Annotated in this window: 12 protein-coding genes, 1 tRNA gene and 1 pseudogene; all 14 read right to left on the bottom strand. The window is 53.5% G+C overall.

What is annotated here, in order from left to right; genetic code table 11:
• Positions 1-110, bottom strand: a 110-nt coding sequence (locus ACIGCM_RS22800; protein ID WP_397504346.1) for a GTP-binding protein, incomplete at its 3' end; no start/stop codon positions are given.
• Between the two features lie 31 nt (positions 111-141).
• Complete coding sequence (gene fusA / locus ACIGCM_RS22795; protein ID WP_397504345.1) at positions 142-2,247, bottom strand: elongation factor G; 2,106 nt, start codon at positions 2,245-2,247, stop codon at positions 142-144.
• A gap of 33 nt (positions 2,248-2,280) precedes the next feature.
• Positions 2,281-2,751, bottom strand: a complete 471-nt coding sequence (gene rpsG, locus ACIGCM_RS22790) for a 30S ribosomal protein S7 (protein ID WP_010490886.1) — start codon at positions 2,749-2,751, stop codon at positions 2,281-2,283.
• 123 nt (positions 2,752-2,874) lie between these two features.
• Positions 2,875-3,246 carry a 30S ribosomal protein S12 gene (gene rpsL / locus ACIGCM_RS22785; protein ID WP_003186084.1) on the bottom strand — a complete coding sequence of 124 codons (372 nt, stop codon included), beginning with the start codon at positions 3,244-3,246 and terminating at the stop codon, positions 2,875-2,877.
• Between the two features lie 157 nt (positions 3,247-3,403).
• A complete protein-coding gene (gene rpoC / locus ACIGCM_RS22780) occupies positions 3,404-7,603 on the bottom strand; it encodes a DNA-directed RNA polymerase subunit beta' (RefSeq protein ID WP_397504344.1) in 4,200 nt (1,399 codons plus the stop codon).
• A gap of 64 nt (positions 7,604-7,667) precedes the next feature.
• On the bottom strand, positions 7,668-11,741 hold the full coding sequence (gene rpoB, locus ACIGCM_RS22775; protein ID WP_397504343.1) for a DNA-directed RNA polymerase subunit beta: 4,074 nt from the start codon (positions 11,739-11,741) through the stop codon (positions 7,668-7,670).
• Positions 11,742-11,959: 218 nt separating this feature from the next.
• The gene (rplL, locus tag ACIGCM_RS22770) at positions 11,960-12,328 is read right to left on the bottom strand and encodes a 50S ribosomal protein L7/L12 (protein WP_397504342.1); all 369 of its coding nucleotides are present in this window, start codon (positions 12,326-12,328) and stop codon (positions 11,960-11,962) included.
• Between the two features lie 78 nt (positions 12,329-12,406).
• On the bottom strand, positions 12,407-12,907 hold the full coding sequence (gene rplJ / locus ACIGCM_RS22765) for a 50S ribosomal protein L10 (protein ID WP_397504341.1): 501 nt from the start codon (positions 12,905-12,907) through the stop codon (positions 12,407-12,409).
• Between the two features lie 201 nt (positions 12,908-13,108).
• Positions 13,109-13,804, bottom strand: a complete 696-nt coding sequence (rplA, locus tag ACIGCM_RS22760) for a 50S ribosomal protein L1 (RefSeq protein WP_087515478.1) — start codon at positions 13,802-13,804, stop codon at positions 13,109-13,111.
• Positions 13,805-14,236 (bottom strand): 50S ribosomal protein L11, encoded by a 432-nt coding sequence (rplK, locus tag ACIGCM_RS22755; protein ID WP_010490901.1) that lies wholly within the window; start codon positions 14,234-14,236, stop codon positions 13,805-13,807.
• Positions 14,237-14,354: 118 nt separating this feature from the next.
• The gene (gene nusG, locus ACIGCM_RS22750) at positions 14,355-14,888 is read right to left on the bottom strand and encodes a transcription termination/antitermination protein NusG (RefSeq protein ID WP_010490903.1); all 534 of its coding nucleotides are present in this window, start codon (positions 14,886-14,888) and stop codon (positions 14,355-14,357) included.
• A 9-nt stretch (positions 14,889-14,897) separates the two neighbouring features.
• Positions 14,898-15,266, bottom strand: a complete 369-nt coding sequence (gene secE, locus ACIGCM_RS22745) for a preprotein translocase subunit SecE (RefSeq protein WP_397504340.1) — start codon at positions 15,264-15,266, stop codon at positions 14,898-14,900.
• A gap of 42 nt (positions 15,267-15,308) precedes the next feature.
• A tRNA-Trp gene (locus ACIGCM_RS22740) sits at positions 15,309-15,384 on the bottom strand.
• Positions 15,385-15,437: 53 nt separating this feature from the next.
• Positions 15,438-15,529 (bottom strand): annotated as a pseudogene (locus ACIGCM_RS22735) (elongation factor Tu); the annotation flags it as partial.

The following is a 15,529-nucleotide window of genomic DNA, read 5'->3' as shown; positions in this document are numbered from 1 at the left end:
GCACAAACGCGAGTCAGTGCTGCAGTCAGGGTAGTTTTACCATGGTCAACGTGGCCGATTGTGCCAACGTTTACGTGTGGTTTTTTACGTTCAAACTTTTCTTTAGCCACGACAATTAACTCCTAGCGTAAAGGGGCTGAATCAGCCTTGGTTTTTAGTAACAGATTCGACGATGTGCGTCGGAGCTGTATCGTATTTTTTGAATTCCATAGAGTAGCTTGCGCGACCCTGGGACATAGAACGAACGTCAGTCGCATAACCGAACATCTCACCCAGCGGAACCTCAGCGCGAATTACCTTGCCGGAAACCGTGTCTTCCATACCCTGGATCATGCCACGACGACGGTTAAGGTCGCCCATCACATCACCCATGTAGTCTTCAGGCGTTACAACTTCTACAGCCATGATTGGCTCGAGCAACTCACCACCACCCTTCTGGGCCAGTTGCTTGGTCGCCATGGATGCAGCCACCTTAAACGCCATCTCGTTGGAGTCGACGTCATGGTATGAACCATCAAACACAGTAGCCTTCAGGCCGATAAGCGGATAGCCGGCAACAACGCCGTTCTTCATCTGCTCTTCGATACCCTTCTGGATAGCCGGGATGTATTCCTTAGGAATAACACCACCCACTACTTCGTTGACAAACTGCAAGCCTTCCTGACCTTCGTCTGCCGGAGCAAAACGAACCCAGCAATGACCGAATTGGCCACGACCACCAGACTGACGAACGAACTTGCCTTCGATCTCACAGCTCTTCGTGATGCGCTCACGGTAAGAAACCTGCGGCTTACCGATGTTGGCTTCGACGTTGAACTCGCGACGCATACGGTCGACGAGAATATCGAGGTGCAACTCACCCATACCGGAGATGATCGTTTGACCCGTCTCTTCATCAGTTTTAACGCGGAAAGATGGATCTTCCTGAGCAAGCTTGCCCAGTGCGATACCCATTTTTTCCTGATCGTCCTTGGTCTTAGGCTCTACGGCAACCGAAATAACCGGCTCCGGGAAGTCCATGCGAACGAGGATGATTGGCTTGTCAGCGTTGCACAAGGTTTCACCAGTGGTGACGTCCTTCATGCCGATCAGAGCCGCGATGTCACCAGCGCGTACTTCTTTGATCTCTTCGCGGGCGTTTGCGTGCATTTGCACCATACGACCAACACGCTCTTTCTTACCTTTAACCGAGTTGATCACGCCGTCGCCGGAGTTCAACACACCCGAGTAAACGCGAACGAAGGTCAAGGTACCGACGAACGGGTCAGTAGCGATCTTGAACGCCAAAGCAGAGAACGGCTCGCTGTCATCAGCGTGACGCTCCATCTCTTTTTCCTCGTCATCAGGGTCAGTACCCTTGATTGGAGGAATATCGCTAGGCGCAGGCAGGTAATCGATAACAGCGTCGAGAACCAGAGGAACACCCTTGTTCTTGAACGAAGAACCGCAAACAGCCAAGACGATTTCACCAGCGATGGTACGCTGACGCAGAGCAGCCTTGATTTCGTCGTTGGTGAGTTCTTCACCTTCGAGGTACTTGTTCATCAGCTCTTCGCTGGCTTCAGCAGCAGCTTCGACCATGTTGCCACGCCACTCTTCAGCCAACGCCAGCATATCTTCTGGAATCGCCTCACGACGTGGAACCATGCCGCGGTCAGCCTCGTCCCAGTAAACAGCTTCCATGGACATAAGATCGATTTGACCTTGGAAGTTATCTTCTGAACCGATAGCCAACTGGATCGGCACCGGAGTGTGACCCAAGCGTTGCTTGATCTGAGCGATTACGCGCAGGAAGTTAGCGCCCGCACGGTCCATCTTGTTGACGTAAACAAGACGTGGAACGCCGTACTTGTTGGCTTGACGCCATACGGTTTCCGACTGCGGCTCAACACCCGAAGTACCACAGAACACTACAACTGCGCCGTCGAGTACGCGCAAAGAGCGCTCTACTTCAATGGTGAAGTCAACGTGGCCCGGGGTATCGATGACGTTGAAGCGGTGCTCATGAGAGTACTGCTTAACAGAACCTTTCCAGAACGCGGTGATAGCAGCAGAAGTAATGGTAATACCACGCTCCTGCTCCTGAACCATCCAGTCTGTGGTCGCGGCGCCGTCATGCACCTCGCCCATTTTGTGACTTTTGCCTGTGTAAAACAGGACCCGCTCAGTCGTAGTGGTCTTGCCGGCATCAACGTGCGCGACAATACCAATGTTACGGTAGCGGTTAATCGGAGTAGTACGAGCCATAAAGCCCTCGCAAAGTTTAGAAGCGCTAGAAAATTAGAAGCGGTAGTGCGAGAAAGCCTTGTTGGCTTCAGCCATACGGTGAACGTCTTCACGCTTCTTAACTGCAGCACCTTTGCCTTCGGCAGCGTCCAACAGCTCACCAGCCAAGCGCAGAGCCATAGACTTCTCGCCACGCTTACGGGCGAAATCTACCAGCCAACGCATGGCAAGAGCATTACGACGGGAAGGACGTACTTCAACAGGAACCTGGTAAGTAGCACCACCAACGCGGCGCGACTTCACTTCGACCAGCGGAGCGATGGCGTCGAGAGCTTTCTCGAAGATCTCCAGGGGATCGCTGTTCTTACGTTCTTTAACCTTGTCCAGCGCGCCATAAACGATACGCTCGGCAACGGCTTTCTTGCCGCTTTCCATTACGTGGTTCATGAACTTGGCCAGAATTTGGCTTCCGTATTTTGGATCATCAAGCACTTCGCGCTTGGCTGCTACACGACGTCTTGGCATGTGATAAGCCCTCAAACGGTCTTCAGGTTAGCTCGGGACCGCTAATGCGCCCGACCTTACTCTTATCGACTCAAATAAATAGATAACTGCAATTTAGTGAAATATCCCATTACTGGGACGCGATCACTTAGGACGCTTAGTACCGTACTTCGAACGACCCTGGTTACGACCTTTAACACCGGAAGTATCCAAAGAACCGCGAACGGTGTGGTAGCGAACACCCGGAAGGTCTTTTACACGACCGCCACGGATCAGAACAACGCTGTGCTCTTGCAGGTTGTGACCTTCACCACCGATGTACGAAGAAACTTCGAAACCGTTGGTCAGGCGAACACGGCAAACTTTACGCAAAGCCGAGTTAGGTTTTTTCGGCGTAGTGGTATACACGCGAGTGCATACGCCACGACGTTGCGGGCAGTTCTGCAGCGCAGGCACGTCGGATTTCTCGACGATACGCTTACGCGGCTGACGTACCAGCTGGTTAATAGTTGCCATCTTTAGCTCCACTGTTGTCTTTCGACGCTATTGCTTTTCAAACAAAGCAAAATGGCAGAGCAACATGCCCTGCCAAATTTAGGGGTGCATGAGTCTAAAGAGACTCAGCCTCCCAGTCAAGATGCAACCCCGCCGCATAAGCGGCGGGATTACGCTCTTAATTTCCGCTGAAGTTCAACGCTTCGGTCAGTGCAGCTTCCACTTCACTGGCGCTAACGCGCGTTGGCTTGTCGATTTCACGCTTGCGCTTACGCTCGCTGTGATAGGCCAAACCAGTACCGGCCGGGATCAAACGACCCACAACCACGTTTTCTTTCAGGCCGCGCAGGTAATCGCGCTTACCAGTAACCGCCGCCTCGGTGAGAACGCGAGTGGTTTCCTGGAACGATGCTGCCGAGATGAACGATTCAGTCGACAACGACGCCTTGGTGATACCCAGCAATACGCGGGTGTACTTGGCGATGAACTTGTCGGCTGCTGCCAGACGCTCGTTCTCACCCAGTACCGCGGTCAACTCCATCTGGTCACCCTTGATGAAGGTTGAATCGCCAGATTCAGCCACTTCAACTTTACGCAACATCTGACGCAGGATGGTCTCGATGTGCTTATCGTTGATCTTCACGCCCTGCAGACGGTAAACGTCTTGGATCTCGTTAACGATGTACTTAGCCAATGCGCTAACACCCAACAGACGCAGGATGTCGTGCGGATCGCTCGGGCCGTCGGAGATAACTTCACCCTTGTTAACCTGTTCACCTTCGAACACGTTCAGGTGACGCCACTTCGGAATCAGCTCTTCGTACGGATCGCTACCGTCGGTTGGTGTAATCACCAGACGACGCTTGCCTTTGGTTTCTTTACCGAAGGAGATGGTGCCGCTGATCTCCGCCAGAATCGAAGCCTCTTTCGGACGACGCGCTTCGAACAAGTCGGCAACGCGTGGCAGACCACCGGTGATGTCACGGGTTTTCGATGTTTCTTGCGGGATACGGGCGATTACATCACCCACGCCCACTTGCACACCATCCGCGACACCCACCAAGGCGTTAGCTGGCAGGAAGTACTGAGCCGGTACGTCGGTACCTGGCAACAGCAAGTCTTTACCATCAGCGCCAACCATCTTAACGGCAGGACGAATGTCCTTACCGGCAGCTGGACGGTCTTTCGGATCAAGTACTTCGATGTTGGTCAAACCGGTCAATTCGTCAGTCTGACGCTTGATCGTGATGCCTTCTTCCATGCCAACGAAGGTCACAGTACCTTTCATCTCGGTAACGATTGGGTGAGTGTGCGGATCCCACTTGGCGACGATAGCGCCCGGCTCCACTTTGTCACCTTCCTTAACCGAAATTACCGCACCGTAAGGCAGCTTGTAACGCTCACGCTCACGACCGAATTCATCAGCCATGGCCAACTCACCGGAACGCGATACGGCAACCAGAGCACCGTCAAGACGCTCTACGTGCTTCAAGTTATGCAGACGGACAGTACCGCCGTTCTTAACCTGAACGCTGTCAGCAGCCGAGGTCCGGCTAGCCGCACCACCGATGTGGAACGTACGCATGGTCAGCTGAGTACCCGGCTCACCGATCGACTGAGCAGCGATAACGCCGACAGCTTCACCGATGTTGATCTGGTGACCACGTGCAAGGTCACGACCGTAGCACTTGGCGCAGATGCCGTAGCGGGTTTCACAGGTGATTGGCGAACGCACGACAACTTCGTCGATGCTGTTCAGTTCGATGAACTCAACCCACTGCTCGTCAACCAAAGTACCGGCTGGAACGATGACATCTTCGGTGCCAGGCTTGAATACGTCATTGGCGATTACTCGACCCAATACGCGCTCACCCAATGGCTCAACAACGTCACCGCCTTCAATGTGCGGCGTCATGAACAAGCCGCGCTCGGTGCCGCAATCGATCTCAGTCACAACCAGATCCTGGGCAACGTCAACCAGACGACGCGTCAGATAACCGGAGTTAGCTGTTTTCAGTGCGGTATCCGCCAGACCCTTACGAGCACCGTGAGTCGAGATGAAGTACTGAAGTACGCTCAAACCTTCACGGAAGTTCGCAGTAATCGGCGTTTCGATGATCGAGCCGTCTGGCTTGGCCATCAGACCACGCATACCAGCGAGCTGACGGATCTGCGCAGCAGAACCCCGCGCACCGGAGTCGGCCATCATGTACATCGAGTTGAAGGACTCTTGATCAACAGTCTTGCCTTCGCGGTCGACTACTTTCTCTTTCGAGAGGTTCGCCATCATCGCTTTGGAGACTTCGTCGTTGGCCTTCGACCACAAGTCGATCACCTTGTTGTACTTCTCGCCCTGAGTTACCAGGCCCGATGCGTACTGGCTTTCGATCTCTTTAACTTCTTCGGTCGCAGCGTCGATGATGCGAACTTTTTCATCAGGGATAACGAAGTCGTTAACACCAATGGAAACGCCCGAGATCGTCGAGTATGCGAAACCGGTGTACATCAGCTGGTCAGCGAAGATAACGGTGTCTTTCAAGCCAACGGTGCGGTAGCACTGGTTGATCAGCTTGGAGATCGCCTTCTTCTTCATCGAGTGGTTGACCACGTCATACGACAGGCCGTCCGGCACGATTTGGAACAGCAGCGCACGGCCGACAGTCGTGTCAACGATGCGAGTGTTTTTGGTGATGCTGCCATCGCGGTCTTTGATGACCTCGTTGATACGCACCTTAACGCGAGCGTGCAGAGACGCTTGACCACCACGGAATACGCGGTCAACTTCCTGCAGGTCAGCGAAGACACGACCTTCGCCTTTGGCGTTGGTAGCTTCACGGGTCATGTAGTACAGACCCAATACAACGTCCTGCGACGGAACGATGATTGGCTCACCGTTGGCTGGCGACAGAATGTTGTTGGTCGACATCATCAGCGCACGCGCTTCGAGCTGGGCTTCCAGCGTCAGCGGTACGTGAACAGCCATCTGGTCACCGTCGAAGTCGGCGTTGTAGGCCGCACAAACCAACGGGTGCAGCTGGATTGCCTTACCTTCAATAAGAACCGGTTCAAACGCCTGGATACCCAGACGGTGAAGGGTCGGTGCACGGTTGAGAAGCACTGGGTGTTCGCGAATCACTTCAGCGAGAACGTCCCACACTTCCGGCAACTCACGCTCAACCATCTTCTTGGCAGCCTTGATGGTAGTCGCCAGACCACGCATTTCCAGCTTGCCGAAAATGAACGGCTTGAACAGCTCGAGGGCCATCTTCTTCGGCAGACCGCACTGGTGCAGACGCAGCGTTGGACCTACGGTAATTACCGAACGACCGGAGTAGTCAACACGCTTACCGAGCAAGTTCTGACGGAAACGACCTTGCTTACCCTTGATCATGTCAGCCAAGGATTTCAATGGACGCTTGTTCGAGCCAGTGATGGCGCGACCGCGACGACCGTTGTCGAGCAATGCGTCAACCGCTTCTTGCAGCATGCGCTTTTCGTTACGCACGATGATATCGGGCGCAGACAGGTCAAGCAGACGCTTCAGACGGTTGTTACGGTTGATAACGCGACGATACAGATCGTTCAAGTCGGAAGTCGCGAAACGACCACCGTCCAGCGGTACCAATGGGCGCAGATCTGGCGGCAGAACCGGCAGAACGGTCAACACCATCCACTCTGGCAAGTTGCCGGAGCCCAAGAAGGCTTCCATCAACTTCAGACGCTTGGACAGCTTCTTGATTTTGGTTTCCGAGTTGGTTTGCGGAATTTCTTCACGCAGACGGCCAATCTCGTGTTCCAGGTCGATAGCGTGCAACAGCTCGCGAACAGCCTCGGCGCCCATACGTGCGTCGAAGTCGTCACCGAACTCTTCCAGCGCTTCGAAATACTGCTCATCGTTCAGCAGCTGACCTTTTTCAAGGGTGGTCATGCCTGGATCGATAACGACATAGCTCTCGAAGTAGAGAACGCGTTCGATATCACGCAGGGTCATGTCCATCAGCAAACCGATACGGCTTGGCAGGGACTTCAAGAACCAAATGTGAGCAACTGGAGAGGCCAGTTCGATGTGGGCCATACGCTCACGACGGACTTTCGCCAGTGCAACTTCAACGCCGCACTTCTCACAGATCACACCACGGTGCTTAAGGCGCTTGTACTTACCGCACAGGCACTCGTAATCTTTTACCGGGCCAAAGATCTTGGCGCAGAACAAGCCGTCACGCTCAGGCTTGAACGTACGGTAGTTGATGGTTTCCGGCTTTTTAACTTCACCGAACGACCACGAACGGATCATCTCAGGCGATGCCAATCCAATACGGATGGCGTCGAACTCTTCGACTTGACCCTGGTTTTTCAGCAAATTCAGTAGGTCTTTCAAGGCCTTTCCTCCTGGCGGAGCTGGCACTGGAGCAAAGTGCTCCAGTGCCGATTCGCGTCACGTGTTATTCGGTTTCCAGATCGATGTCGATACCGAGCGAACGGATCTCTTTGATCAGAACGTTGAAGGACTCAGGCATGCCTGGCTCCATACGGTGATCGCCGTCAACGATGTTTTTGTACATCTTGGTACGGCCGTTCACGTCGTCCGACTTCACGGTCAGCATTTCTTGCAATGTGTAAGCGGCGCCATAGGCTTCCAACGCCCAGACCTCCATCTCACCGAAGCGCTGACCACCGAACTGCGCCTTACCACCCAGCGGCTGCTGAGTAACCAGGCTGTAGGAACCAGTGGAACGCGCGTGCATCTTGTCGTCCACCAGGTGGTTCAGTTTCAACATGTACATGTAGCCGACAGTGGTCGAGCGTTCGAACTGGTTACCCGTACGACCGTCGATCAAGCGCATCTGGCCGCTTTCTGGCAAATCTGCCAGTTTCAGCATGGCCTTGATTTCGCTCTCTTTGGCACCGTCGAATACTGGCGTAGCCATTGGCACACCGCCACGCAGGTTCTTGGCCAGATCGATAATTTCTTCATCGCTGAACTCGTCAAGGCTTTCCTGACGGCCACCAATTTCGTTATAGATCTGCTGCAAGAACTTACGCAGTTCAGCGATCTTGCGCTGCTCTTCGAGCATGCGGTTGATCTTCTCGCCCAAACCTTTAGCCGCGAGGCCCAGGTGAGTTTCGAGAATCTGACCCACGTTCATACGCGATGGTACACCCAGCGGGTTAAGTACGATGTCGACCGGCGTACCGTGTACGTCGTGCGGCATGTCTTCAACCGGCATGATGACCGAGACCACACCTTTGTTACCGTGACGACCTGCCATCTTGTCACCCGGTTGGATGCGACGACGGATTGCCAGGTAAACCTTAACGATTTTCAGCACGCCTGGAGCCAGATCATCGCCTTGCTGCAGTTTGCGCTTCTTGTCTTCGAACTTGTCGTCGAGCAACTGGCGGCGATCAGAAATGTAGGTCTGGGCCTTTTCCAACTGCTCGTTCAGTGCATCGTCAGCCATGCGCAGCTTGAACCACTGGCCACGCTCAAGACCGTCAAGGAATTCGTCGGTCAGCTCTGCGCCCTTCTTCAGGCCAGCGCCGCCTTCAACTACCTTGCCAACCAGAGCCGAACGCAGACGTTCGAAGGTTGCACCTTCAACAATACGGAACTCTTCGTTGAGGTCCTTACGGATCTCGTCGAGCTGAGTCTTCTCGATCGACAGCGCACGCGCATCGCGCTCAACGCCGTCACGGGTGAAGACCTGTACGTCGATGACAGTACCTTTGGTGCCAGTTGGCACGCGCAGGGAGGTGTCTTTAACGTCAGACGCTTTTTCACCGAAGATGGCGCGCAACAGCTTCTCTTCTGGCGTCAGCTGGGTTTCACCTTTCGGCGTTACCTTACCAACCAGAATGTCGCCTGGGCCTACTTCAGCACCGACATACACGATGCCTGCTTCGTCCAGCTTGTTAAGAGCAGCTTCACCAACGTTCGGGATGTCCGAGGAGATTTCCTCAGGCCCAAGCTTGGTGTCACGTGCCACACAGGTCAGTTCCTGAATGTGGATCGTGGTGAAACGATCTTCTTGAACCACGCGCTCCGACAGGAGGATGGAGTCTTCGAAGTTGTAACCGTTCCACGGCATGAACGCGACGCGCATGTTCTGACCGAGAGCCAGCTCACCCATGTCGGTCGACGGGCCGTCAGCCATGATGTCGCTACGCTTGACCTTGTCACCTTTGCTCACCAGCGGACGCTGGTTGATGCATGTGTTCTGGTTAGAACGGGTGTATTTGGTCAAGTTGTAGATATCAACACCGGCTTCGCCAGTTTCAACTTCGTCGTCATTCACACGAACAACGATACGGCTCGCATCAACCGAGTCGATCACACCGCCACGACGTGCAACAACGCAGACACCGGAGTCACGCGCTACGTTGCGCTCCATACCAGTACCAACGAGTGGCTTGTCCGAACGCAGTGTCGGAACAGCCTGACGCTGCATGTTCGAACCCATCAACGCACGGTTGGCGTCGTCGTGCTCGAGGAACGGGATCAACGAAGCTGCAACCGAAACTACCTGCTTCGGCGAGACGTCCATCAGTGTTACGTCTTCAGGCGCTTTAACGGTGAATTCGTTGAGGTGACGTACAGCCACCAACTCATCAACCAGCTGACCTTTTTCGTTCATCAGAGCCGAAGCCTGGGCGATCACGTGATCGGCCTCTTCGATTGCTGACAAGAACACGATCTCGTCGGTTACCAGCGTGTCTTTAACCACACGGTACGGGCTCTCAAGGAAGCCATACTGGTTGGTGCGCGCATAGGCAGCCAGGGAGTTGATCAGACCAATGTTCGGACCTTCCGGCGTCTCAATCGGGCAAACACGGCCGTAGTGAGTCGGGTGTACGTCACGAACTTCGAAGCCTGCACGCTCACGAGTCAAACCACCAGGGCCGAGTGCAGAGACACGACGCTTGTGAGTAATCTCGGACAGCGGGTTGTTCTGGTCCATAAACTGCGAGAGCTGGCTGGAACCGAAGAACTCTTTGACCGCAGCAGCCACTGGCTTGGCATTGATCAGGTCCTGCGGCATCAAGCCTTCGCTTTCAGCCATCGACAGACGTTCTTTAACCGCACGCTCAACACGCACCAGACCTACACGGAACTGGTTCTCGGCCATTTCGCCTACGCAACGTACGCGACGGTTACCCAGGTGGTCGATGTCGTCGACGATGCCTTTGCCGTTACGGATATCAACCAAAGTCTTGAGGACTTCAACGATATCTTCTTTGCTCAGCACGCCCGAACCTTCGATCTCGGTACGACCGATACGACGGTTGAACTTCATGCGACCTACAGCCGACAGATCATAACGCTCTGGGCTGAAGAACAGGTTGTTGAACAGGGTCTCGGCAGCATCCTTGGTTGGCGGCTCGCCAGGACGCATCATGCGATAGATTTCGACCAACGCTTCAAGCTGGTTGGTGGTCGAATCGATCTTCAGCGTGTCAGAGATGAACGGGCCGCAATCGATGTCGTTGGTGTACAACGTTTCGATGCGTACAACCTGCGCCTTAACAACCTTAGCCAGGATTTCAACGTTCAGCTCAGTGTTGCACTCAGCAATGATTTCGCCAGTTGCCGGGTGCACGATTGCCTTGGCAGTGGTACGGCCAATCAGGTAATCGATAGGAACTTCAAGTTCCTTGATACCGGCTTTGTCCAACTGGTTGATATGGCGCGCAGTAATACGGCGGCCTTGCTCAACGATGACCTTGCCCTTCTCGTCTTTGATGTCGAGAACTGCAATTTCACCACGCAAACGATGCGGCACCAGTTCCAGGTTCAGGGACTCGCCCTTAACGTGGAAGACGTTGGTGACATAGAAAGCGTCAAGCATCTCTTCAGTGCTGTAACCCAGCGCGCGCAGCAGTACCGAGGCCGGCAATTTGCGGCGGCGGTCAATACGTACGAATACTGCGTCTTTCGGGTCGAATTCGAAGTCGAGCCAAGAGCCACGGTAAGGAATTACGCGAGCCGAATACAGCAACTTGCCAGAGCTGTGCGTCTTGCCGCGGTCGTGGTCGAAGAACACGCCTGGCGAACGGTGCAACTGGGAAACGATGACACGCTCAGTACCGTTAATAACGAAGGTACCGTTCTCAGTCATCAGGGGGATTTCCCCCATGTAAACTTCTTGCTCTTTAATGTCCTTGATCGCTTTGTTCGACGATTCTTTGTCGAAAATGATCAAGCGAACTTTTACCCGCAGCGGCACGGCATAAGTTACGCCACGAAGGACGCACTCTTTGACGTCAAAAGCCGGTTCGCCCAGGCGATAACCGACATATTCCAAGGCAGCATTGCCGGAATAGCTGATAATCGGGAAAACGGACTTAAAGGCGGCATGGAGGCCGATATCGCGAAACTTATCCTTAGTCGCTCCCGCCTGCAGGAATTCGCGGTACGAATCCAGCTGGATGGCCAGGAGATAAGGCACATCCATGACATCCGGCAACTTGCTAAAGTCCTTGCGGATACGTTTTTTCTCAGTATATGAGTAAGCCATCAGCGTTCCCCAGCTTGGTCACCTGCTTATTTGGCCTCTCCGACGGGAGCAGCCAGAAACTCTTGCAAACCCCTTTGGTTTGCGCCACCACATCGGGTGGGGTTTTCCGTTCTAAGCGGCTCCACAAGAGGCAACTTAGAACGGAAAAAGGCCGGTGGCAAAGCCACCAGCCATCAGCCTTAAGCGAGTCGCTCAGACTGTAGACGCAAGGTCGTCGCTTACTTAAGCTCGACTTTAGCGCCTGCTTCTTCCAGAACTTTCTTAGCAGCTTCGGCTTCTTCTTTCGAAGCGCCTTCTTTAACAACGCCAGGAGCGCCGTCAACTACTGCCTTGGCTTCTTTCAAGCCCAGACCAGTCAGTTCGCGAACTGCTTTAATTACGTTTACTTTCTTCTCGCCAGCTTCAAGCAGAACGATGTTGAACTCGGTCTGTTCTTCAGCAGCGGCAGCAGCTGGACCAGCAGCTGGACCAGCAGCGGCAGCAGCGCTAACACCGAACTTCTCTTCCATAGCGGTGATCAGTTCTACAACCTGCATCACAGACATTTCGGATACGGCGTTGATGATATCTTCGTTAGTCAGAGCCATGACTCTAATTTCCTGTATTGGGGGACAGCCTTCGCGGCCATCAAATAAACAAATATGATCGAAAGCGTTTGCAGTGCCTTAGGCAGCAGCAGATTCTTTCTGGTCACGAACAGCTGCCAAAGTACGAACGAATTTGCTGGTAGCGCCTTGAATCACGCTCATCAACTGCGAAATCGCTTCGTCGTAGGTCGGCAAGCTTGCCAGTACGTCGATCTGGTTGGCTGCAATCAGCTGACCTTCAAACGCGGCTGCCTTGATCTCGAACTTATCCTGACCCTTGGCGAACTCTTTGAAAATACGAGCAGCAGCGCCCGGATGTTCATTAGAAAACGCAATCAGGGTTGGGCCAGTAAAGACGTCGTTCAGTACTTCGTAAGAAGTACCTTCAACAGCACGACGAAGCAGAGTGTTACGTACAACTTTAACGTACACACCTGATTCACGAGCTTCTTTACGGAGTCCGGTCATTGCAGCTACGGTCACGCCACGGGCATCAGCCACGACAGCGGACAGGGCAGCTTGGGCAGCCTCGTTGACTTCAGCGACGATGGCCTTCTTGTCTTCGAGTTTAATTGCCACGGGTAAAACTCCTGCTTGTTACCGTTTCATCTGGCCTAGGCCGGATGTCGTTTTGGTGTCTGATTCGGTAAAGAACCGGGAGCACCATCTGCGTAGGTTTTCCTGTTTAAGGCTTACGCCACCTACGGTCTTGGATAGCCCCCGCCAGGCAGGGACCCCAATTTTTGCAAGCAAGCATGATACTCACACTTGCTGTATTCCTTATGCGTCGAGCGAAGCCTGATCAATGATCAAACCAGGACCCATAGTGGTGCTCAGGGTCACACGCTTAACGTAGATGCCTTTAGAAGTCGACGGCTTCAAACGCTTAAGGTCTGCAATCAGAGCCTCAACGTTTTGCTTCAACTTCTCAGCGTCAAAACCAACTTTACCGACGGAACCGTGGATGATGCCGTTCTTGTCAGTACGGAAACGTACTTGACCCGCTTTAGCATTCTTCACAGCAGTTGCAACGTCAGGCGTAACAGTGCCGACTTTCGGGTTAGGCATCAGGCCGCGAGGACCGAGCACTTGACCCAATTGACCCACAACACGCATTGCATCAGGGGATGCAATAACGACGTCATAGTTCAGGTCGCCGCCTTTCATTTCAGCAGCCAAGTCGTCCATACCAACGCGATCAGCGCCGGCAGCCAGAGCAGCTTCAGCAGCTGGACCCTGAGTGAACACTGCAACGCGAACAGATTTGCCCGAGCCGTTTGGCAGCACAGTTGCGCCACGAACAACTTGGTCAGATTTACGCGGGTCAACACCCAAGTTCACAGCGATGTCTACAGACTCGGAGAACTTGACAGCCGAAATCTCGGCCAGAAGCGCGGCAGCTTCGTTAAAGTTGTAAGCCTTGCCAGCTTCAACTTTCTCAGCAATTGCCTTTTGACGCTTAGTCAGCTTAGCCATTTACACACCCTCCACGTTGAGGCCCATGCTGCGTGCGGAGCCGGCGATTGTACGTACGCCTGCATCCAAGTCAGCGGCAGTCAGATCAGCTTGTTTAGCTTTAACGATCTCTTCCAGCTGAGCACGAGTCACGGTGCCAACTTTAACGGTGTTCGGGCGAGCAGAACCGCTGGTCAGGCCAGCTGCTTTCTTCAACAGAACCGAAGCCGGGGTGCTTTTGGTTTCAAAGGTGAAGCTACGGTCGCTGTAAACAGTGATGATCACTGGAGTCGGCAGACCTGGCTCTTGGCCTTGAGTCTTGGCGTTGAACGCCTTGCAGAATTCCATGATGTTCACGCCGTGCTGACCCAGTGCCGGACCTACCGGTGGCGAAGGGTTAGCTTGACCTGCCTTTACCTGCAGCTTGATATAAGCCGAAATTTTCTTAGCCATGAGCTACTCCAAAATTGGGTTCAAACGCCTTGACGGCTCCCCAGTTACTTGCACGTTTATCCCAGTGACGACAAAACCCCGCAGTCAACAACTGCGGGGTAAGGGATGCTTATGTCAACTATGCCTTTTCGACCTGACTGAACTCCAGTTCTACCGGTGTAGAGCGGCCAAAGATGGTAACAGCCACCTGAACACGACTCTTTTCATAGTTAACTTCTTCGACGACACCGCTGAAATCAGCAAATGGGCCATCGATAACACGGATTGTTTCACCTGGCTCGAACAGCGTCTTAGGCTTAGGCTTATCACCGCTATCAGCAACGCGACGCAAGATCGCCTCTGCTTCTTTGTCAGTGATCGGAGCCGGCTTATCAGCCGTACCCCCGATAAAGCCCATGACACGTGGCGTATCTTTAACCAAGTGCCAAGTACCTTCGCTCATGTCCATTTGAACCAGAACATAACCCGGAAAGAACTTACGCTCGCTCTTACGCTTCTGACCATTGCGCATCTCGACCACTTCTTCAGTAGGCACGAGAATTTCACCAAAGCCATCTTCCATACCAGCGAGTTTTATACGCTCGATCAACGAACGCATAACATGCTTCTCGTAACCCGAGTAAGCATGCACGACGTACCAACGCTTAGCCACGGGACACCCTTAGCCGACAATCAACGAAACAGTCCAGCCGAGCAGGGAATCTAAACCCCACAACAACAGAGCCATTACCAAAACAACAGCCACAACAATTAACGTGGTCTGCGTGGTTTCCTGACGCGTTGGCCAGACAACTTTACGAATTTCTACGCGTGCTTCTTTCAACAAAGCAAAAAAGGCCTGGCCTTTAGTGGTTTGCAACGCGACAACACCAGCAACTACAGCAACAACCAGCAGAGCCAGTACACGATACAGAATCGGCTCAGCTGCGAAGTACTGATTACCAACCACGCCCGCCACTACAAGAGCAGCAACAACCAGCCACTTGAGCAGGTCAAAGCGAGTTTCTTTGGCTTCAGCCTTTGCATTCATTTACGAGGATCCTGTTAAAAGACGCGCCAAATTCGAAGAAAATGGCAGGTCAGGAGGGAATCGAACCCCCAACCTACGGTTTTGGAGACCGTCGCTCTGCCAATTGAGCTACTGACCTAGAACAAAATTAGGCCGACCATTATGTCGGCCTAAGAGGGACAAATCAACCGATTACTCGATGATCTTGGCAACTACACCAGCACCAACGGTACGGCCACCTTCGCGAATCGCGAAACGCAGACCATCTTCCATGGCGATTGGAG

Source organism: Pseudomonas sp. NPDC078700, from assembly GCF_044542375.1.
In the GTDB taxonomy this organism is placed as follows: Bacteria; Pseudomonadota; Gammaproteobacteria; order Pseudomonadales; family Pseudomonadaceae; genus Aquipseudomonas.
Note: the sequence above shows the minus strand (reverse complement) of the source record. Positions and strands in the feature narration are given on the sequence as shown.

What these genes read in the sequence shown, in the direction of transcription:
- fusA (WP_397504345.1), bottom strand. Translation starts at nt 2,247, where the DNA reads ATGGCTCGTACTACTCCGATTAACCGCTACCGTAACATTGGTATTGTC.
- rpsG (WP_010490886.1), bottom strand. Translation starts at nt 2,751, where the DNA reads ATGCCAAGACGTCGTGTAGCAGCCAAGCGCGAAGTGCTTGATGATCCA.
- rpsL (WP_003186084.1), bottom strand. Translation starts at nt 3,246, where the DNA reads ATGGCAACTATTAACCAGCTGGTACGTCAGCCGCGTAAGCGTATCGTC.
- rpoB (WP_397504343.1), bottom strand. Translation starts at nt 11,741, where the DNA reads ATGGCTTACTCATATACTGAGAAAAAACGTATCCGCAAGGACTTTAGC.
- rplL (WP_397504342.1), bottom strand. Translation starts at nt 12,328, where the DNA reads ATGGCTCTGACTAACGAAGATATCATCAACGCCGTATCCGAAATGTCT.
- rplA (WP_087515478.1), bottom strand. Translation starts at nt 13,804, where the DNA reads ATGGCTAAGCTGACTAAGCGTCAAAAGGCAATTGCTGAGAAAGTTGAA.
- rplK (WP_010490901.1), bottom strand. Translation starts at nt 14,236, where the DNA reads ATGGCTAAGAAAATTTCGGCTTATATCAAGCTGCAGGTAAAGGCAGGT.
- secE (WP_397504340.1), bottom strand. Translation starts at nt 15,266, where the DNA reads ATGAATGCAAAGGCTGAAGCCAAAGAAACTCGCTTTGACCTGCTCAAG.